Origin of the sequence: Corallococcus exiguus (genome assembly GCF_009909105.1) — a bacterium.
Classification (GTDB): domain Bacteria; phylum Myxococcota; class Myxococcia; order Myxococcales; family Myxococcaceae; genus Corallococcus; species Corallococcus exiguus.
In genome coordinates, this window is record NZ_JAAAPK010000001.1 from 683,847 (window position 1) to 703,367 (window position 19,521).

Below are 19,521 nucleotides of genomic sequence, written 5' to 3' on the forward strand. Positions count from 1 at the left end.
TCGGGCCTGGCGGGAGGGTGGATGGCAATGCATGGCTTTCCCAGGCGGATGGAGGACCCGGGCAATCATTGTTCTGGTGCTGTGTGTCTGACAAGTGAAAGCGTGAAGGGTTTCCGGGGAAATGACCCGTCATTGAGCCGTCATGGTAAAGAATTACGGAGACGACGGCCGGGGGCGGTTGCCATTCAGCGCGAGGATTGGGGTTCGGCGCGCATCCGGGCCTGGAGCAGCGTTTCCGCGAGGGCCAGTGCCACGCTTTCCTGTCCCCGCCGTGAACCCAGCCGGCGGTTCGCGGCCATGTGCGTGAAGGACAGCGCCTCACGAGGTCCCGCGTTGGGAGTGGCGTCGCGCCATGCCCGCAGCAGCTCCACCAGCGCCCGAGGGGGGGCGTCCCTCCCCAGCCGTTCCAGCAGGTCCTGCCGGGCGCGGATCCGGCGGATGAGGGGCGCGACCTCGGTTCGCCGGGAACGCTCGCGGCACGCGGCGGCGCCCGCGGCACGGCCCAGGAGCAGCTCCAGGTAGGCGGCCATCACCGCTCCCGTTTCGATGAGCAGCCGCTCCGGCTCCCTGCCCGCGCCCCAGCTCCCGAGCGCGGAGTCGCTGTCCCAGGTGAAGACGCGGAGCGCGGCGTCCAGCGCGTCGGCGCCGCCATAGCGGAAGGTCTCCGGGCGGAAGGTCTCCTGGCGGACGTCCGTGGCGCCGTGCTCAAGCGCGAGGTCGAGCAGGGACTCGAAACGGTCGAGCGGGGACTCGCCACGCCAGCGCAGGCGGACCAGCCGACGGGGCCCTTCCTGGAAGCGGACGTAGTGCCAGTCACCGGGGCTGGCGGGGAGCATGGGGCGCAAGGCGACGAGCAGCCTGCGCTGCGCCGCCTCATCGGCGAAGAGGGTGAAGGAGCGCCACTGCCGGTGGATCCGCGTCCCGTCGGTGGGGGGCCGTTGTTGGCGCGGAGCCGGGGCGGGCAGCCGGCGGCGGAAGCTGGGGACCACCTCGCACACCACGGTCCTCGCGGTGGCCTCTTCCAGCCAGGGCGCCTCTTCCAGATAGCAGGAGGCCGCGGCGGACCGGCTCGCGCGGAGGAGCTCCGTCCGTCCCCAGTGGGACTCCAGGTCGATGGGGAGCCGCCGCTCGTTCTCCACGAGGCAGACGACGCGGGGGACGCCATTCGCCTCGCGCCAGTCGCGCAGGGCCCCGGCGCGCTCCCGCGAGTACGGCCCGCCGGGCCGCCAGCGCGCCAGACAGAGGATCTGCCCCCGCCAGGTGAGGCGCGGCAGGCGGGGAAGGTTTCCGAGTTCCCGCCAGTCGAAGCCTCCCGGATGGCGAGCGCCCTCCATCGCCAGTTCCAGGAGCAGCCTCGCGACGCGCGGGCTCGCGCGGGGGGCCAGCATGTGACCCTGGTGCAGCACCAGCGGCGTGCCGTCGCGGAGCGCGAAGACGAAGCCCTCCGGCGCCGCCCGCACCATCACGTCCTCGGGGAGGACCCGCCGCCGGGAGGCCATCCGGGGAGCGCCGTTGCAGATCACCTCGCTCGACCAGGCATGCGCGGCCCAGCGCAGCGAGGGAGGCGAGTCCGCGCGTGTCCAGACCACCTCCGCGTGCAGGGCTCCCCGCTCCCCCTCCCAGGTCCGCTGGTGGCCCAGGACCTCGTCGCGGAAGGTCTGGGGCAGACACCCCAGGAACCTCCCGAGCGAGCGATGCGGCGCGCCCGAGCCGTGCAGGCTCCCTGGGACGAGCGTGAACGCTCCCCGCTCCAGGTCGGCCTGGCTGGAGGCGACGAGCAGACAGCCCGCCTCGAACCCGTCCGCGACGGGAACCTCCCGCGCGGCGGGGGCGGCGAAGCGCGAGAGCTCGTCATCCTCGAGGACGGCCCGCCCCCCGGCGGCCATGCCCCGGTGGTACACGGTGGCCAGCCAGCGGGCACGGGCCTCGTCGGCGGGTGACGGGGGCTCCAGGTCGGCCTCCCATGGCGCGGGCAGTCCGCTGATGAGCGGATCCGCCAGCTCCGCGGCGCAGACCCATTCGTCCGTGAAGCGGTCCCGGAACAGGCGGTGATAGGTCCGGAGCCTGCGGGCGCTGTCGGGGAGCGACTGGCACGACAGCAACGCCAGTGCCCGGTGGGCGATGGCCCGCCGCACCGATGCCGGCAGGGGGACCGTTTCGGCGACGACCGCCGCCGTCACGCCTTGGAAGGAGTCCACTTCACCGGGCTTCAGGAACCGCTCGGTCAGCTCCGGCTGCGCGACAGTGTCGAGCAGCCTCACCCGCACCAGTTGTTCCTGGACGGGGGAGCGCCCGCGGTCTGGATGGATGCCGCGCAGCTCGCGCCACAGCTCTTCGCGGAAGTCGAGGAGCGCCTCTTCCTGGGAGTGCGCTTCCGCCGCCACGATGCGGTTGCCGCGACGGGCGAGGACGCGCTCCGAGGCCAGCACCCGGCGGTGTCCGGTGTTCGCCTGGAGTCCCGCGACGCGAATGGGCAGCGCGCGGAGGTCCGGCCAGCAGCCCTCCGGTGCGTCGAAGCGCGCCGCCGCCGCCCACGCGAGCAACCCCACCGGTGTGCAGCGCGAGGCGGCGCGCAGCAGGTAGCGCAGCAGGGCGCCCCGGGCGGCGTCATCCTTCCCCCCGCCCTCCCAGTACTGGAGCAGTTGGGGGCTGGCCGTGGCGATGAGCGGACGCAGCTCCGGACGCTGGAGCTGCTCCTCCAGCCAGGTGTGGAGCGCCGCCGCCTCCTGACCCGGGTCGTCCCGGGCCAGGGCCTGGAGCTCCGCCAGGAGGCCCGGAGCCAGGGCGGGCAGGCGCAGCGCGCCGTGCACCAGGGACTCCAACTCCAGCGCCCCGAGTCCCAGCCGCCTCGCCATCCCGGCCAGGGACGCCTCGGGTGCGGCCCCCGGCGTCACGGGCCCTCTTCGGGCTGCGTCGCCAACCACGCCACGAAGACGAACTTCTCCCCGCGCGAGACCCGCTCGGCGCCATGGAGCAGGCTGGAGTCGAAGAGCACGGCCATGCCGCCATGCGGTTGGACGCGGATGTCCAGCTTGGGAAAGGCTGTCTCTCCGCCGTCGAAGTCGTCGTTGAGGTAGCAGACGATGGACAGGCGGCGCTTGCCGCCGGGGCGGTCATCCCGGTGGAGCCGGTAGAAGTCGTTCACGCCGTAGCGGACCAGTTGCAGCGGCGTCAGCATGAGGTGCCTCCAGGGCAGCCAGTCCGCGCCAGCCAGCGCCAACTGGAGCCGCTCCCGGAAGTCCGCGAAAGCCTCCGGGAGGACCTTCTCGGTCAGCACCCGCGCCGAGCGGACCTGGGGCTTCAGCACCTTGCCCTCCCGGTTCAGCACCGTCGCGGCATCCCAGTCCGGGGACTGCTTCGCCAGCGCCACGATGCGCTTCGCCTGCTGGCGGGTGAAGAGCTTGCCCAGGGCGATTCCCACCTCCAGGGGCATGAAGGCCTCGACCTGCCGCGAAGGTCGCGGCGCTGGCGCGCGCGCACGTTTTCCGGCCGCGCTCATGGGCGCCCCCCCTGGCGTGAGCGGGCGCGCCCACGGCTCCGTCCCCGGGGGGGCTCGGCGCTGGGCGGCACCGTCAGGTAGAGGGTCCGCGGCGCCTCTTCCTTCATGTGCAGCGCAATCCCAGGCGGGAGGTCGACACCGAGCACCTCCTTGATGACACGCCGGGGGGTCGCCAGCAGCTTCATGCGGAAGAGGGGATCGACGCGCGCGCGCCGGGCGATCGCGACCTTCAATGCCTGCCATGGGCTTTCCCAGTGCCGCTCCATCCCGTCAGTCCTCCTCTTGGCGCAAGGCGTAGAGCAGGCCCTCGCGGGTCAGCCGGCCCACCAGCGCGAGCCGGCCCTCGTCATCCAGTGGCCCCGGTAGCGCCCGCACCTGGAAGCGGGGGGTTCGCTGGATGAACCGCAGGGCTTCACCGAAGTCCGCCGGCACCGACACGGTCCGTTGTCCGAACTGGAGCCGCGCCTTGCCCGCGCCCTCGCTGTAGTGCAGGAGTTGCCCCGCCCGCCGCTCGACCCGGTCCTGGAGGCCCAGGTGGGCCGCGTCGTCCTCCGCGCCCAGCGTCATCCCCGTGAGCTGGCCGCGCTTGTGAAGGAAGGCCCGGGCGATGTCGGTGACCGCTGCCTCCACGTCGAGCGCCTGGGGCAGCCGCTCCCCCAGCCGGCGGAGTTCCTCGTGCACCTCTTCCTGGACGGTGCCTCCGAGGAGGAAGCCGGGCGGCAGGGAGCGGCGCAGGGCGGGCTCCCGGTGGGCCAACTGGTACAGGGCGGACGCCAGGCAGTCCACGTACGTGAGCGTCTTGAACCCGAGCGTCAGGTGGACCGAATGGGTGCCATCCGCGCGCGACTCGTGGACGTGGCCCCGGGGCAGGTAGAGCAGGTCTCCCGCCTCCAGCACGAAGTGCTCGGTGGGGCCGTCGCTCCCCGCCGGCTGGAACCGGGGGGTGCGGAAGCCGCGCGAATCCTCCAGGTCCTCGAAGCGGAAGGGCGGGACGTACTCGAGCGGCAGGTCCGTCTCCCGCGGCGACAGGCTCCACTTCCGCCGGCCAGACACCTGCAACACGAAGCAGTGCCGGTCGAAGTGCACCTGCGCCGTCTCCGAACGGGCGGGGGCGCAGTAGAGGTTGACGTTCACCAGCGCGCCGAGTCCCTGCTCCAGGTGTCCCCGGAGCTGGCGCAGCGGGCCCAGGAACCGGTGGGCCGCGTTGACGCGCAGGGTGTTGCCCGCGTCGTAGCCCTCCTGGAGGCGCTGGGCGTCCAGGGGACGCCCGGCGTCCCCCGGCCGCGCGCGAGGCAGCAGCTCCACGCTGGTGGGGTCCAGCGCGAGCGCGGAGGCGATCAGATGATCGATCTCCGCCCGGGGCAGCAGCGGCGCGTAGAAGTCCGGCTGCCCTCGGGAGAGGTGGTAGACCCGCTGCTCCCAGTGGTCCGCAAGGAAGGCCACTGGCGTCAGGCCTCCGAGCAGGGCTTCGAGGCTCGGCGCATGGACCGGAGGCGCGAACGCTTCCTGCCGCGCGACACGGGCGGAGCGAGGTCGGGGCTTCACGGAGGGACGGGGCGCCCTAGCAGGACGGCGGGTTGCTGTCGCCGGGGCAGTCCTCGGGGCAGGACGGCGGGAAATCGAGGCCGCTCTGGACGACCTCGATCTCCAGGGCCGTCAGCTTGCGCTCGCTCCTGGGAACGATGATGTAGAGCTGCTGGGGCGTCTCCTCGAAGGGCTGCAGGCGCAGGCCCTTGGGCAGCGGATAGCCCACGGCCTCCTCGAAGGCCGCCTCCGGGTGGGCCAGCAACTTCTTGCGGAAGTCCGGATCGTTGCGGGCCCGCGCCTTGAGCAGGGGCTTGAGTTCGGCCCAGGCGAAGACCGGCTCCGCGGCCAGCTGCGGCGTGACCGTGCTGCGGGAGCGCGTCACGACGGACTTCGTGCGCTGGCCGCGACCCTGCGCCGCCGCGGGCTTGATCATCTTCTGGGCGGTGCGCGTGGCGGACTTCGAGGACGTCGTCGTGGTGCGCCTGCCTGTCGTGCTGGCCATGATTCCTCCGGGCACTTCGTTTGTGTTTGCGTGTCCCGGGTGACCCTTCCAATCACTGAAGGCAGGCGCTCACCCGGCGCGCTCTGCATCAAAGACAAGCTACACAGGCATTGTCGTGGATTGCAAGGGCGTCAGGCGTTATTTGAAGGGCCTGGGTGGATTGGGGGCAATCATTGCAAAATTCCGCCAATCCTGGCGTGGGATGGCAGGCATTTCCCCCGGGGGCGCGCCATGGCTAGAGTTCGCGCGTGGTCGCGTCTGTTCAAGCAAGTCCTTTCATCCGGTCCCCTTCGCGCAGGTGTCCTCTCGAATGAGCGTCCAGATCCAGCACCCCCTGCCCATGCCCTCCCGCGCCGTCATGGCCAGACTCTGGAAGGGCTGGCTTCCGGCCGCGGTCCGGTTGGAGGCCGACGTCCCGCGCGTGCTGTGGCTCCAGGCCGGGGAACACTACGAGGAGGCCCCCTTCTACCGGCACGCGGTGGAGGCGCTGATGCGGCGTGAGCCGCGCATCACCCGCAACCGCACGAGCCTGGGGACGGTGAACCTGGTGGGGGACGTCCTGGACGCGCTCAAGCCTTCCGGGTTCATCTTCCACATGTCCCGCTGTGGCTCGACGCTGGTCCAGAACGCCTTGCGGTGCCTGGACGGAAGCATCGTCCCTGGCGAACCAGAGCCGCTGTGCACGCTGCTGACGCCGTACTCCCCCAGCGTGTGGCCGGGCGAGCGCGAAGACTGGGAGGCGAGGCGCGACGCGTTGCTCCGCAGCATGGTGCGCATCTTCGGGCAGCGGCGGCGGCCCGGCGACCGGCGATACTTCGTGAAGTTCACCAGCCGCAACAGCGTGCAGCTCGACGTCATCCGGAGGCTGTGGCCGGACGTGCCGTGGCTCTTCGTCTACCGGAACCCGGTCGACGTCATGGTCTCGAACCTGTCACGGCCTCCGGGCTGGATGCGAATGCCCGCGGACTGGAAGACCCTGCACTTTGGCTGGAGCGGGGAGCAGCTCGCGGACATGACGCCCGAGGAATACTGCGCGCGGGTGGTGGGGAGCTTCTGCTCGGCCGCGGCGCGAAGCGCGGACGGGCGTGCCTCCCTGCTCAACTACGAGGACATCGACCTGCCGCGGATCCGCGCGGTGATGGAGGCCTTCGGCGTCCGGCCCACCCGGGCGGAGCAGGCGCGCGTCGAGAAGAGCCTGCGGGTGTACTCCAAGGACCCCAGTGGCCAGCGGGCCTTCACCGGGGACACCGCCCTCAAGCGGCGCGTCGCGGGACCGGCGGTGGAGCGCGCGGCGGAGCGCTGGGCGCTGCCAGCCTTCTCCGTGCTTGACCGGCATCCCCGCCGGCTCCGCTAGCGGGTCCGGACGCGGTCGAGCACGCCGGGAAAGCTGGAGGCGCGCGAAGGAGGTGCCTTCAGGTAGGCGAAGTTCGACCGCCGGTCGTAGACCCGGCTCAGCAGCGCCAGCAGGTGCAGGTAGCGCTTGTGCAGGCGCAGCCCCTGGGTCGCGGTGGCGCTGGGGTGCCATTGGTCCGCGTACGTGGCGTCCGCGAGCGAGGCGCGCCTGAACGGTTCCAGGAGCGAGGCCAGTCCCCGGAGGAGGGCTTCGACCCTCGGCCGCAGCGCCGGCTGGTTCGCGTGGGCCCTCAAATAGAGGATGAGCGTGGGATAGGTGACGGCGATGGAGGGCTCCACCCGGACCTTGGCCACCTCCAGCCGCTCCACCAACCCGAAGGAGGCCGGCGTCGCGAAGACCCCGCGAATGAGGCCGGACAGGGAGTCCTCCAGCGCCTCCTCCGGGAGGTACAGGTTGATGCGCAGCAGCCCCTTCACGTCCACGGGAGCGCGGGTGAAGGCCGTGATGATGTCGGGGCGCCGCCGGGCGATCTCCGTGCGGGCACGCCGGGGTGACAAGCGCTGGTCCAGCGCCGCCAGGGCGGCTTCCGCGTACTCCACGCTGCGCAGGTTGGTGCGCCCGTCAATCTGCCGCCGCCATCCCTCCAGCGCCTCCTCCAGGGCGGGGAACGGGCCGCCCCCCATGCGCGCCGCGAGCTCTCGGCAGCACTCGTGCAGCAGCAGGTTGGCCTGGTTCAGGGGCGCGTTGAGGACGCGAACCCTATCCATCTGCTGTTCAGCGTCCGTGCCGGTGGGAAAGAGGATGAATGTGAAATTGTTTGGAATAGGTGGAATGAAGAGCTGGGAGTATCCCGTGAGCCCGAGGATCGCCGTGCGTTGCGCGACGCGGAGTGGGTGCATGGGAATGGCCTGGAATTGAAAGCGGTTGCGGGCGGAATGAGGGAGGATTCAAGGGCTTGCGTCCTCCATCAGGTGCTAGCGTATCGGGCGTGAAGAGGCCCTGCCAGTCCTTGACAGGGTTTCCGCCGCCGCCAGCGGCCCGGAAGAGAAAGGACACGTGCGCGCCATGTGGTGGGATGATTTGAAGCAGGACGTACGATTCGCGGCACGGACCCTGCGGCGTGCTCCCGGCTTCGTCATCATCGCCGTGCTCTGTCTGGCGCTAGGCATTGGAGCCAATGGCCTGGTCTTCAGCGTGGTCAACGGCGTGTTGCTGCGCCCGCTGTCCTACCCAGACCCCGAGCGGCTGGTGGTGCTGGGGGAGCGCAACGGCGGGGGGATGGTGTCCTGGCCCACCTTCCTGGAGTGGAAGCAGCAGACCGCCACCTTCGAGCGGATGACGGCTTTCACGGAAGGGGGTGTCATCCTCTCGGGGGAGGCCGCGCCCGAGCGTCTGATGGCCACGCGAGGCACCGCGGACTACTTCGCCGTCCATGGGGTTGCGCCGCTGCTCGGGCGCACCTTCGAGTCCGGGGAGGACCTGCCCGGCCGGGCGCCCGTGGCGGTCCTGGGCGAGGCAATGTGGCGGCGGCGTTTTGGCGCGGACCCCTCGGTGCTGGGCCGGACGCTGGTGATGGATGGGGTGTCCCGCACGGTGGTGGGGGTGATGCCGGCCTCGTTCTCCCAGGAGATGGACGTGTGGCTCCCCCTGGAGACCCCCGCGGACTCGGAGGCGCCCAATCGCAGCCACATCCTCACGGTGCGCGCTCGGCTGGGGAAGGGCGTGTCCGTGGAGCAGGCGGACGCGCTGCTCAAACAGCTGGCCGCGCGGATGGAGGCCCTGTACCCGGCGGCGCAGAAGGGGCGGGGGGCGGCGGTGCTCTCGCTGTCCCAGATGGAGACCCGTGCGTGGCGCACGCCGCTCCAGGTGCTGCTCGGCGCCGTCGGGCTCGTCCTGCTGATTGCCTGTACCAACGTCGCGAACCTGTTGCTGGCGCGCGCGGGTGCCCGTCAGCAGGAGCTGGCGATCCGCGTGGCGTTGGGGGCGCGGCGGGGCCGGCTTGTCCGGCAGTTCCTCGTGGAGAGCCTGTTGCTGGCGCTGGTGGGAGGGGGGCTGGGCGTCCTGCTCGCCGGGTGGGGGCTGTCCGCGCTGCTCTCGTTGACGGTGACGCCCCTCCCGCACCGGGAGGCCATCTCGCTGGACGGGACGTCGCTCCTCTTCGTTCTGGGGGTGTCGGTGGCCAGCGGCCTCGCCTTCGGACTGGGGCCGGCGCTGCGGGCGACCCGGCTCGATGTGCGCGGGGGGCTCGCGGGGGCGGGGGCCCCTGGGGGGAGTTCCCGCGCCAACCGGCGTCTGCGGGGGGCCCTGGTGGTGGCGGAGCTGGGGCTCACGCTCGTCCTGCTGGTGGGGGCGGGGTTGCTGGGACGGGCTTTCTTCCAGCTGATGGGGACGTCCCCTGGGTTCGCGGTGGACCATGTCCTGACCGCGCACCTGGCCATCCCCCGGGAGCGGTTCGCGGACGGGGACCTGCCGCGGCGCCTGTTCGAGCCGGTGCTCGAGCAGGTGCGGGCACTGCCGGGAGTGCGTGCCGCGGGGATGACCTCGCTGCTGCCCATCCAGCGGGCCTGGAGCAACTTGCGCTACACGGTGGAGGGCGAGCCGCCCCCGGACCCCGGGGAGACTCCGTCGGCGGAGCGCCGCGCCTCCAGTCCCGGTTACTTCTCCGCGCTGGAGATTCCGCTGCTCGCGGGACGGGACTTCACCGCCCGGGACGCGGAGCCCGGACAGCCGCCGGTCGTCATCGTGAACGAGACCCTGGCGCGCCGGCACTTCCCGGAAGGGAGCGCGCTGGGACGCAGGCTCCTGTTCGCCGGGGGGGCGGCCACCATCGTGGGGGTGGTGGGCGACGTGCGCCAGGCCGGGCTGGACAAGGTGCCGCTCGCGGAGCTGCACGTCCCCTACGGCAGGCCTTGGGGCGACAACGGGATGGTGCTGGTGCTGCGTACCGGGGGGGGCCCAGAAGGGCTTACGCCGGCGCTCCGGGAGGTGGTGCGGCGGCTGGATTCGGACGTGCCGGTCCACCGTGCGCTGACGATGGAGCAGGTCATTGAGCAGTCGCTTGGCATGCGGCGGCTGGTGCTGTGGCTGCTGGGGGGCTTCGCCGTCGTGGCGCTGGTGCTCTCGTCGGCGGGGCTCTACGGCGTCATCTCCTATCTGGTGTCGCAACAGACGCGGGAAATTGGAATCCGCATGGCCCTGGGTGCGCGCTCCGCGGATGTGCTCTGGCTCGTCATGGGGCACGGTGCGTTGCTGGCGGGCGCGGGCATCGGGCTGGGGCTCGCGGGTGCGCTGGCGCTGGCTCGCGTCCTGGAGAGCCAGCTCTACGGCGTCACGGCCCACGACCCCCTCACGTTCGGAGGCGTGGCGGTGCTGCTCGGGGCGGTGGCGCTGCTGGCCTGCTGGCTCCCGGCCCGCCGGGCCACCCGGGTGGATCCGCTCCTGGCCATCCGCTCGGACTGATGGGGGCTTGCCCTGTCGCTGGCCTGGGGCCTCCCGGCCGACGCACCGGGTGCACATCCGGGCGCGACGCGGTAGATGGGTGTCCCGGAGGTTCATCAACGCAATGGACGCGAACGTGGTGGCGGAGCTGGAGAAGGCGGGCGTGAAGGTGGAGGACCCCATGCGCCTGTTCATCCCCGTGGAACGGGACGAGCAGGGCCAGGTGAAGGTCGTGGGCGACGAGGTGCCCGTGCGCTTCGGCGACGTCACGGCCCACGTGCGCCTGCAGCCCATCTCCGCGCTGTGGACCGGCGACAAGCAGCCCCCTGACTTCAGCCGGCCGCCCTTCCCGGAGTACGAGCCGTTCTTCTTCCTCATCGAGGCCACCGCCGCCGGCTTCTGCCGCGACACCCGCCACGCCGAGGTCGACCAGGAGTTCTCCCAGCTCTACCGGCACCTCGTGCGCCGGCCCGACGGCCACCACAAGAACGCGCTCTTCTCCTACCTGCGCGCCGCCGCCCGCCTGTACCTGTCCCTGCGCGATGTCAGCCAGGCGGAGTTCGAGGCCGTGGCCCAGCGACTCCACCAGTCCGCCAAGCTGCACGCGGGCCACGTCGGCAGCACGAACTACTTCCAGGCCGTGCTGCGGCAGGTGCTGGGCGCCTGACGCTCGCTCCTCGGGGACACCCACGCGGCGTTTCTGGAATAGGGTGCGTGGCCGCCCGTTCCCGGGCGCCGCAGTGGTCCCTCCCCAGGAGCACGGATGTTCCGTCCACCGTTGTCGTGGTTCGCCTGTCTGGCCCTCCTGGGTGCGCCCCAGGCCGGGGCCCAGGCCGTCGCCGAGCCTTCCGCGAAGCCCGCCGCCGCCTCCACCCCCGTCGCGAAGCTGGGCTCGGACATCCAGGCCCGCACGCTGAAGAACGGGCTCACCGTCATCGTCTGGCCGGACCACGACATCCCCAACGTGGCGCTCGCCAACTGGTTCCGCGTGGGCAGCCGCAACGAGCGCCCCGGCATCACCGGCCTGTCCCACTTCTTCGAGCACATGATGTTCAACGGCGCGAAGAAGTACGGCCCCGGTGAGTTCGACCGCGTCATGGAGGCCAACGGCGGCTCCAACAACGCCTTCACCTCCGAGGACGTCACCGTCTACCTGGACTGGTTCCCGGCCTCCGCGCTGCCCCTCATCCTGGACCTGGAACAGGACCGGCTCCAGTCGCTCTCCTTCGACCCCAAGGTCATCGAGTCCGAGCGCGGTGTCGTCTACTCCGAGCGCCGCTCGGGCGTGGACAATGACAACAGCGGCGCGCTCCAGGAGCAGCTGCAGGCCACCGCCTTCGTCGCGCACCCGTACCAGATTCCCGTCATCGGCTGGCCGTCCGACATCGAGTCCTGGCGCATGGAGGACCTCCAGCAGTACTTCAAGACGTACTACGCCCCCAACAACGCCACGCTCGTCCTCGCGGGCGACCTGGATCCAGCCCGCGTCTTCGAGCAGGTGGAGGCCACGCTGGGCACCATCCCCGCGCAGCCCGCGCCAGAGCCCGTGCGCACCAAGGAACCCGAACAGCAGGGCGAGCGGCGCATCGTCGTGAAGAAGCTGGCGCAGTCCCCGCTGCTCCAGGTCGCCTACCACGGCCTCGCCGCCAACGACCCGGACATGGAGACGCTGGAGCTGCTGGGGCTCATCCTCTCGCACGGGGACTCGTCGCGCCTGCACCGCAAGCTGGTGGACGAGGCGCGCGTCGCCATCCGCGTCCGGAGCTCCACGGCCGGGGGATTCGACCCGTCGCTCGTCTGGTTCTCCGTGGACCTGACGCCGGGCGGTGACCTGGCGAAGACGGAGGCGCTGCTCACCGCGGAGCTGGCTCGCGTGGTGAAGGACGGCGTCACCGACGCGGAGCTGCGCAAGGCGCGCAACGTGGCCCTGGCCACCTTCTGGCGCAAGCTGGAGACCAACAGCGGCCGCTCCCGCGAGCTGGGGAACGCCGCCACCTTCCGGGGAGACTGGAAGGCCCTGTTCGACGCGCCCTCGCGCTACGAGCAGGTCACCCGCGACGGCGTGAAGGCGCTGGCCGCCCGCATCTTCAACCCCGACCACCGCACCGTGGGCTGGCTCGTCCCCACCACGGCTCCCGCTGCCCCGGCCAGCAAGGAGTCCGCGCGATGAGTGCTTCCTTCCGCCTTCGTTTCTCGGGTCCCCACATGATGCGCTCCACCCTCGCCGCGCTGCTGTTCACCTCCGCGTGCGCGACCGCGCCGACGCCCGCTCCTTCCTCCGCGCCCACGCCGCCGGAAGCCCCGGCACCGGCCACGCCCGCGCCCGTGGTCCCGCTGTCCACGAAGGGCGTGACGCTGCCGGAGACGACCTCCGTCACGCTGAAGAACGGCGTGCGGCTGCTCCTCGTGGAGAAGCACGAGCTGCCACTGGTGTCCTTCAGCGCATGGCTCAAGGGCGGCGCTGTCACCGACCCCGCCGGCAAGGAAGGCCTGGCCGCGCTCACCGCCGAGCTGCTCCAGAAGGGCGCGGGCTCTCGCAACGCCCAGCAGTTCGCCGACGCCGTGGACGGCGTGGGCGGCGAGCTGGACGTCGTGCCCGCACGCGAGGCGCTCGTCCTCAACGGCAGCTTCCAGTCCCGCGACACCGCGCTGATGGTGGAGCTGCTGTCGGACATGCTCGTGCGCCCTCGCTTCGACGCGCAGGAGCTGGAGAAGGCCCGCGCGCTGCGCGTGTCGGAGATCGCCTCCGCCAAGGACGGCGACCCGCGCATGCTCATCGGCGTGTACTTCAACGCCTTCCACTTCCCGTCGCACCCATACGGCGGATCCGCGGTGGGCAGTGAGGCGTCGCTGCCGGGCATCAGCCGGAGCGACGTGCTCGGCTGGGCGAAGGCGAACCTGGGCGGAGACCGGCTCATCCTCTCCGTCGTGGGCGACTTCGACGCGAAGCAGCTGGCCGCGAAGCTGGAGGCCGCGCTGGGCGGATGGGCCCCGGCGGCACAGTCGCTCGCCGCCGTGCCCGCCACCGCGCCCACGAAGGGCCGCCACGTGCTGCTGGTGGACAAGCCCGACGCCACCCAGACCTACTTCTCCATCGGCAACACCGGTATCCGCCGCACCGACCCGGACCGCGTCGTGGCGGAGCTGGGCAACACCGTGCTGGGCGGCCGCTTCACCTCGCTGCTCAACACCGAGCTGCGCGTGAAGACCGGCCTCACCTACGGTGCGCGCTCCGCGCTGGCCCCGGCCCTCCAGCCCGGCACCGTCGTCCTGACGTCCTATACCCAGACGGCCACCACGGGCCGTGCCATCGACCTGGCGCTGGATGTGCTCGCGCGCTACCGCCAGGACGGCATGGATGACGCCATGCTCGCCTCCGCCAAGGCCTATGTGCTGGGGCAGTTCCCGCCGACGCTGGAGACCGGGGAGCAGCTGGCCATGAAGCTGTCGGAGCTGGCGTTCTACGGACTGGACGCACAGGACGTGAACGGGTTCGCGGACGCCGTGTCCGCGGCCACCCGCGGCAGCGTGCACACCGTGCTCCAGCGCGTCTTGCCCGCCCAGGAGGACCTGACGTTCGTCCTCATTGGCAAGGCGGAGGCCCTGCGCGACGTGGCCCGCAAGTACGGTCCCGTCACGGAGATGAAGATCTCCGACAAGCGCTTCGCCCCGCCGACGGCGCCGGGCCGATAAATGTCAGACGGAGGTGGGCGCAAGCCTTGAAGCGCGCCCACCTGAATTACCCATTAAAAATTAAATATCCAGGAAGTCAGACCCTTCGCGTATAGGTGGCAGCGTCTGGTTGGGGCCGGGACCGGACAAACACTGCCAAATTCTTGTCACGAAGGGGCATCCATGTCCTTGCGACGTCTGTCTTTGTTGCTCGTCCCCACCTGCGCGGCCTGGCTGGGCTGCGGGGAAGCCGCGCCTTCCTCCGAGGAGGTGAACCCTCCCGAAATCGCCCTGGACCCTCGCGAGGGGACCGCGGTCATCGCCAACGAGGACATGCTGCCGGGCTGTGGTGAGCCCGACGCCGGCACGGAGCCGGTGGACGCGGGCACGTCCGTGCTGGTGACGGCGGACACGCGCTTCCACTCCAGCGCCGGGGTGACGGTCGTTCCCCAGAACCTGGCCGGCCGCGACCTGGAGATCCTCGTTCCCAACGGCGTCGACTTCGACCGGTACACCGGCACTCCGGTGGCGGGGGGCATGCGCTTCGACAACGTTCCGGACGGTGAGTACTTCCTGCGCTCGAGCCGGCACTACTTCCTGACGCGCGAGCGCCGCTTCGACCTGGGCGTCAACCGCATTGGCCGGCCGGACGCCGTCTACGTGCCCGTCACCGAGTCCCCCATGTCGGCGGAGCTCTTCAACCTGGATCCGTGGCAGGACTACACGTCCATCTCCGAGCCGGGCAGCTCCGTGCAGCTCATCAGCGCGGACGTGGACCTCTACAGCACGTCGTCCCTGTGGACCCAGGCCGGTGACACGTCCATCGTCGACCCGTACGCCTACGCGTACTTCAGCACCGGCTACGGAGCGCCCGTCCTGGATGCGTCGAAGGGCGACCGCATCTACGTGAACCAGCTCAACTCCGTGCAGGCCGGCACGCTGCCGAGCGGCGGGACCCTGGCGTACCAGTCCGTGGTGAGCAGCGCGCACCTGCCGTCGTTCTCGTTCACCCCGGACGGCACCACTTCGCTGCCGCTCGAGGCCACGTTGGCGCCCGTGAGGCAGACGCCCTTCTCCCTGGAATGGCGCCTGAACGAGTTCACCCGTTGGCGCTCGGACGCGAACCCCAGCGGCACGCTCAGCTATCCCTCCATGGCGCTGGTGCCCGCGCCGTTCGGCTACCAGCACGGCTGGGTGGGCTACCAGGGAGAGCTCTTCAACATGTGGCTGCCACGCGGTGAGAATGGCGTCATCGCGAGCCGGCTCGCCTACGGCAATCCCTATCCGTCCAACTGGGGCGTGGTGGGCTCCGTCGGCTATTCGTTCCGGTCCGCGACGCCCGTCGTCGTTGGGGGCCGGACCCACTACCCCAGCGGCAACATCTACGTCACCGACCGGCTGGACCACCTCATCGCGGGTCCCATCCAGCCGTCCGTCTCACCGCCGCGGGAGCTGCGCATCGACGGCGTGGATGCCTACGTGTCGCGCGTCGTGGGCTCCAACCAGCCGGTCATCGACTGGCGAGCCCCCGTCATGGGCACGCCCCGGAACTACACCGTGTCCGTCATCCAGCTGATCGACACCTTCGCCGCCAACCCGACGGTGCGCTTCTACGTGCCCGGTGACCGGACGCAGGTCCGCCTGCCGCCGGGTCTGCTGCTGCCCGGGTCGACCTACTACGTGCGCGTGATGGCGGAGGGTTCGCCGAACTACGAGCCCTCGCGCGCGCCGTACGTCACCGGGGAGCTGCTGCCCATCATCACCGCGGACACGTTCAGCGCCGTCTTCACCACGCCGTAGTCGCGACGTGGCGGCCCGCTATCGCGCAGGCTGGCGGTGGCGGGCCATGCACTGCTGGTAGCGGGCGTCCACCGACTTCGCGAACCACGCGGTGGAGCGCTCCCCGCTCAGCTTCACGCTCTTGAGCGTCACCTGGGGCAGCTGGGCGTAGGCGGGCGCCTGTCCCGTCCGGTTCGCGTACACGCGCTTCACCGCCAGGTACGTGTCCGTCTTCTCGAAGTCCGCTGTCTTCTCCTCCTCCACGTCCCGGCGCACCCGGCGCTCGCTCAGGTCCGGCGCGTAGCGCTGACGGAAGAGGAGCAGCGCCTTGAGGCTCTGGCTGTCCTCGCCGCGCGGCTCACCGTCCTTGTCATACAGCTGGAGGTCGCCGTCGGTCGCCAGGGCGACGCCGGTGAGCCGGCTGACCTGGGCCTGTAGCGCCGCATTGCGCGAGCTGTAGACGCCGCTGTTGAAGTCCGCGAAGCGGTAGAGCGGTGCGTCGTACGCGGCCTCGAAGCCCAGCAGCCGGGAGGTGCCGTAGCGCACGCCTCCCGCGCGCGTGTAGAGCGACTCGCGCACCGCCACCGGATCCGCGTCCGGGCCCGCCTTCGCCACCGCGTAGCGCACGCTGACCTGCATGGAGCCCGCGGTGGTAACGGGGTTCTGCCCCGCGAACGAGGACGGGCCGAACAGCGAGCTGGCCAGGTCCGCGGCCGCGTACGCCGCCGGGTACTCCGCTTCGTAGTACGCCAGCATGTCCCGGAAGAGCCGGTCCAGGTCCCGCTCCGTGCGCAGGGTGTCCAGCCGCGCCCCGAAGGTGCGCTTCGCCCCCTTCGGCTTCGCCGCGAGGACGTCCGCCAGCAGCCTGCGTCCCAGGGGACCCAGCCGTCCCGCCGTGCCGTCCAGCTTCTGACGCACCATCCTGGGCAGCCCCGGCACCGCGGGGTCCGCCTGGAAGCCGGACTCCTGTTCGATGATGGCCAGCACCTGACACACCTCCGGCGCCGCGGCGGGAATCGCCTCCGCGTCCAGGGCCGCCAGCACGTCGCCCGCCCAACCCTCGCGCTCCGCCCCCTTCACCTTCGCGGGCAGCAGCCGCGCCACCTGCGCCACCGACAACGTGGGCGGCGCTGGCACCTGCGTCACCACCGGCGCCCGCGACGCGCAGGCCGTGAGCGCCAGCAGCACCCCCACGCACAGCCCTCCCGTCCACCGGCGCCCGGCGTTCCGCGTCATGTCAGCCCCCTGATGCATCCTCTCGCCCGTCTCATGAAACATTTTTTGAGACATCCTGGCGGCAGGCCCGTTTCCTCGGGAGAGCCGGTGAAGAGCTGCAAAGCTGTTGAAATTTTCCAGAACGGCAATTCAGGTTCTCTGGGCTTGTTCGGCAGGGCGGGTGAAAGTGGCTAAACGTACTTTCTCCAAAAAGTAGTTGCTCTGATGATTTCAAGTGTGTCACGTATCATCCCGCTGTTTCTTCATGGAGGTATCGCGTTGGCTCATCGACTGTTGAAGACGATTGGCGCGGCCTGGTTGGGCGTGGCTCTGACGGCGTGCGGTACGCAGGGCTCCTCGGGCGAGGAGGTTCAGGCGCCTGAGCAGGAGAAGTCGGGCGAGGACATCCAGAGCACGCTGAACGCGCTCGGTGGCGCGCAGGTGCTGGGCGTGCACGCGGACGGCATCCCGGACAGCATCCGGGGCGAGCTGGGCCGGGTGGAGCGGACGCTGAACACGCTGGACGCGAGCCGCCAGGCGGTCGCGGGCGTGGCCCCGGCGTTCCGGCTGAACGCGGACGACATGGTGCTGCGCAAGTCGAACACCGACGAGCAGGGCAACCAGCACCTGCGCTTCACGCAGACGAAGAACGGCCTGGAAGTGGTCGGCGGTGAGCTGGTGGTGCACGTGCGTCCGGACGGCACGGTGTTCCGCGCCAACGGCTCCGCGCGCGACGGCCTGAACGTGTCCGCGCTGCCGCGCATCGCGGCCGCGTCCGCGCGTGAGGCGGCGCTGAGCGCGACGGTGGGCACGGGCCTGGAGGCCCAGGGTGCTCCCCGCCTGGTGTACGTGCGCACCGAGGAAGGCGCGCTGCGCCTGGCGTACGAAGTGACGGTGACGGGTGAGAACGACCTGATGCCGCTGCGCGACCGCGTGTACGTGAGCGCCCAGGACGGCTCCGTCGTGCTGCGCGCCCCGCAGATCCACTCCGCGCTCAACCGCAAGGTCTACAGCGCGAACAACGGCACCAGCACCCCGGGCACGCTCAAGCGCAGCGAGGGCGGCGCGGCCACCGGTGACTCGCATGTCGACACCAACTACGACATGCTGGGCTACACCTACGACTGCTACAAGGTGCTGTTCAACCGCGACTCGCTGAACAACGCGGGCGCGACGCTCATCAGCACGGTGCACTACAGCACCAACTACGTGAACGCCTACTGGGACGGCACCCAGATGGTGTACGGCGATGGCGACGGCGTGAACTCCATCGAGCTGGGCAAGGACGCGGACGTCACCGTCCACGAGCTGACCCACGCCGTGACGGAGTACGAGTCCAACCTCACGTACTCCGGCCAGTCCGGCGGTCTCAACGAGGCGATGTCCGACACGTTCGGCGCCGTCTGCGAGAGCCGCGTGAACAACTGGAGCACGGCCGCGGCCATCTGGATGGTGGGCGAGGACGTCTGGACGCCGGGCACGGCGAACGACGCCCTGCGCTACATGGACGACCCGGCGAAGGACGGCGCGTCCAAGGACTGGGCGGCCAACGTGACGTCCGGCACGGACGTGCACTACAGCTCCGGTGTGCCGAACCTGGCGTTCGCGCTGCTCTCCAAGGGCGGCGTGCACCCGCGCGGTCGCAGCACCATCAACGTGCCGGCCATCGGCGTCGAGAAGGCCGCTCGCATCTGGTACAAGGCCAACACCGACATCTACACGGCGGGCACCACGTTCGCGCAGGCGAAGACGTGGACCATCCAGGCGGCCTCGGACCTGGGCTACGACCAGGCCACGCAGGACGCGGTGAAGGCCGCCTGGGAAGCGGTGGGCGTGGGTGGCACGGTGACGCCCCCGACCTCCACCCCGCTGACCAACGGCACGGCGGTGACGGTGTCCGACAGCTCGGGCAACAGCAAGTACTACTCGCTGGTGGTCCCCGCGGGCGCCACGGCGCTGACGTTCACCATCTCCGGTGGCACGGGTGACGCGGACCTGTACGTGAAGTTCGGCGCGGTGCCGGACTCCTCGACCTACGACTGCCGTCCGTACGCCAGCGGCAACGCGGAGACGTGCACCATCACCAACATCCAGGCGGGCACCTACTACGTGATGCTGAACGCCTACGCCACGTACTCGAACGTGACGCTGAAGGGCAGCTTCACGGCCCCCGGCGGTGGCGGCGGCAACGTGCTGCAGAGCAACGTGCCGGTGACGGGCATCTCCGGCGCCTCCGGCTCGTTCACCAACGAGTGGATCACCCTGGACGTGCCGGCGAACAAGACGGTCACCATCACCACCACGGGTGGCACGGGTGACGCGGACCTGTACGTGAAGTTCGGCTCCTCGCCGACGACCACCTCGTACGACTGCCGTCCGTACAACTCCGGCAACGTGGAGACGTGCACCCTCTCCAAGACGACCGCGGGCAAGTACTACGTGAAGCTCCGTGGCTACTCGGCGTACTCGGGCGTGACGCTCAAGGCCGTCTACTAGCCGCACCCGCATCCAGCCCTGCTCCCTTCGCGTGAAGGG

14 protein-coding genes are annotated in these 19,521 nt (G+C 70.6%); 7 read left to right on the forward strand and 7 right to left on the reverse strand.

The window, feature by feature from the left end:
• Nucleotides 1-185: 185 nt before the first annotated feature.
• The 5 genes from GTZ93_RS02845 to GTZ93_RS02865 all read right to left on the reverse strand — a co-directional run bounded on the left by GTZ93_RS02845 (nt 186) and on the right by GTZ93_RS02865 (nt 5,528).
• A complete protein-coding gene (locus GTZ93_RS02845; RefSeq protein WP_139919155.1) occupies nt 186-2,894 on the reverse strand; it encodes a thiopeptide-type bacteriocin biosynthesis protein in 2,709 nt (902 codons plus the stop codon).
• Complete coding sequence (locus GTZ93_RS02850; protein WP_161662634.1) at nt 2,891-3,433, reverse strand: 2OG-Fe(II) oxygenase family protein; 543 nt, start codon at nt 3,431-3,433, stop codon at nt 2,891-2,893. The genes GTZ93_RS02845 and GTZ93_RS02850 overlap by 4 nt, the downstream gene beginning before the upstream one ends.
• 62 nt (nt 3,434-3,495) lie before the next feature.
• A complete protein-coding gene (locus tag GTZ93_RS02855; RefSeq protein WP_158624421.1) occupies nt 3,496-3,765 on the reverse strand; it encodes an NHLP leader peptide family natural product precursor in 270 nt (89 codons plus the stop codon).
• Nucleotides 3,766-3,769: 4 nt separating this feature from the next.
• Nucleotides 3,770-5,044: a JmjC domain-containing protein gene (locus tag GTZ93_RS02860; RefSeq protein WP_120577424.1), complete on the reverse strand. Its 1,275-nt coding sequence runs from the start codon at nt 5,042-5,044 to the stop codon at nt 3,770-3,772.
• Nucleotides 5,045-5,060: 16 nt separating this feature from the next.
• Entirely contained in the window at nt 5,061-5,528 is a 468-nt protein-coding gene (locus GTZ93_RS02865) for a hypothetical protein (protein ID WP_121751561.1), read from the reverse strand.
• 310 nt (nt 5,529-5,838) lie between these two features.
• Here GTZ93_RS02865 and GTZ93_RS02870 point away from each other — a divergent pair, with 310 nt between their 5' ends.
• Entirely contained in the window at nt 5,839-6,882 is a 1,044-nt protein-coding gene (locus GTZ93_RS02870; protein ID WP_139919158.1) for a sulfotransferase, read from the forward strand.
• Here the strand turns inward: GTZ93_RS02870 and GTZ93_RS02875 are convergent.
• Nucleotides 6,879-7,649: a hypothetical protein gene (locus GTZ93_RS02875; RefSeq protein ID WP_139919159.1), complete on the reverse strand. Its 771-nt coding sequence runs from the start codon at nt 7,647-7,649 to the stop codon at nt 6,879-6,881. The genes GTZ93_RS02870 and GTZ93_RS02875 overlap by 4 nt on opposite strands.
• Before the next feature lie 298 nt (nt 7,650-7,947).
• On the opposite strand from GTZ93_RS02875, the gene GTZ93_RS02880 reads away from it, so the two are divergent.
• The 5 genes from GTZ93_RS02880 (at nt 7,948) to GTZ93_RS02900 (ending at nt 15,792) form a co-directional block, all read left to right on the forward strand.
• On the forward strand, nt 7,948-10,341 hold the full coding sequence (locus GTZ93_RS02880; protein WP_161662679.1) for an ABC transporter permease: 2,394 nt from the start codon (nt 7,948-7,950) through the stop codon (nt 10,339-10,341).
• Nucleotides 10,342-10,444: 103 nt separating this feature from the next.
• Entirely contained in the window at nt 10,445-10,987 is a 543-nt protein-coding gene (locus GTZ93_RS02885) for a hypothetical protein (protein WP_139923182.1), read from the forward strand.
• A gap of 96 nt (nt 10,988-11,083) precedes the next feature.
• The gene (locus GTZ93_RS02890) at nt 11,084-12,490 is read left to right on the forward strand and encodes a M16 family metallopeptidase (RefSeq protein WP_139923180.1); all 1,407 of its coding nucleotides are present in this window, start codon (nt 11,084-11,086) and stop codon (nt 12,488-12,490) included.
• A 35-nt stretch (nt 12,491-12,525) separates the two neighbouring features.
• Nucleotides 12,526-14,013: a M16 family metallopeptidase gene (locus tag GTZ93_RS02895; RefSeq protein WP_257979508.1), complete on the forward strand. Its 1,488-nt coding sequence runs from the start codon at nt 12,526-12,528 to the stop codon at nt 14,011-14,013.
• Nucleotides 14,014-14,175: 162 nt separating this feature from the next.
• Nucleotides 14,176-15,792, forward strand: a complete 1,617-nt coding sequence (locus tag GTZ93_RS02900) for a hypothetical protein (protein ID WP_139923176.1) — start codon at nt 14,176-14,178, stop codon at nt 15,790-15,792.
• A gap of 18 nt (nt 15,793-15,810) precedes the next feature.
• On the opposite strand, the gene GTZ93_RS02905 is transcribed toward GTZ93_RS02900, so the two are convergent.
• Entirely contained in the window at nt 15,811-17,007 is a 1,197-nt protein-coding gene (locus GTZ93_RS02905) for a DUF1615 domain-containing protein (RefSeq protein ID WP_161662635.1), read from the reverse strand.
• 258 nt (nt 17,008-17,265) lie between these two features.
• Between GTZ93_RS02905 and GTZ93_RS02910 the strand changes: the two genes are divergently transcribed.
• On the forward strand, nt 17,266-19,482 hold the full coding sequence (locus GTZ93_RS02910; protein WP_139923385.1) for a M4 family metallopeptidase: 2,217 nt from the start codon (nt 17,266-17,268) through the stop codon (nt 19,480-19,482).
• Nucleotides 19,483-19,521: the final 39 nt, after the last annotated feature.

Bases quoted from the DNA above. Each gene is read 5' to 3' on its own strand.
- GTZ93_RS02850 (WP_161662634.1), bottom strand. From the start codon at position 3,433: ATGCCCCTGGAGGTGGGAATCGCCCTGGGCAAGCTCTTCACCCGCCAG.
- GTZ93_RS02855 (WP_158624421.1), bottom strand. From the start codon at position 3,765: ATGGAGCGGCACTGGGAAAGCCCATGGCAGGCATTGAAGGTCGCGATC.
- GTZ93_RS02865 (WP_121751561.1), bottom strand. From the start codon at position 5,528: ATGGCCAGCACGACAGGCAGGCGCACCACGACGACGTCCTCGAAGTCC.
- GTZ93_RS02870 (WP_139919158.1), top strand. From the start codon at position 5,839: ATGAGCGTCCAGATCCAGCACCCCCTGCCCATGCCCTCCCGCGCCGTC.
- GTZ93_RS02875 (WP_139919159.1), bottom strand. From the start codon at position 7,649: ATGGATAGGGTTCGCGTCCTCAACGCGCCCCTGAACCAGGCCAACCTG.
- GTZ93_RS02880 (WP_161662679.1), top strand. From the start codon at position 7,948: ATGTGGTGGGATGATTTGAAGCAGGACGTACGATTCGCGGCACGGACC.
- GTZ93_RS02885 (WP_139923182.1), top strand. From the start codon at position 10,445: ATGGACGCGAACGTGGTGGCGGAGCTGGAGAAGGCGGGCGTGAAGGTG.
- GTZ93_RS02890 (WP_139923180.1), top strand. From the start codon at position 11,084: ATGTTCCGTCCACCGTTGTCGTGGTTCGCCTGTCTGGCCCTCCTGGGT.
- GTZ93_RS02895 (WP_257979508.1), top strand. From the start codon at position 12,526: ATGATGCGCTCCACCCTCGCCGCGCTGCTGTTCACCTCCGCGTGCGCG.
- GTZ93_RS02900 (WP_139923176.1), top strand. From the start codon at position 14,176: ATGTCCTTGCGACGTCTGTCTTTGTTGCTCGTCCCCACCTGCGCGGCC.
- GTZ93_RS02905 (WP_161662635.1), bottom strand. From the start codon at position 17,007: ATGACGCGGAACGCCGGGCGCCGGTGGACGGGAGGGCTGTGCGTGGGG.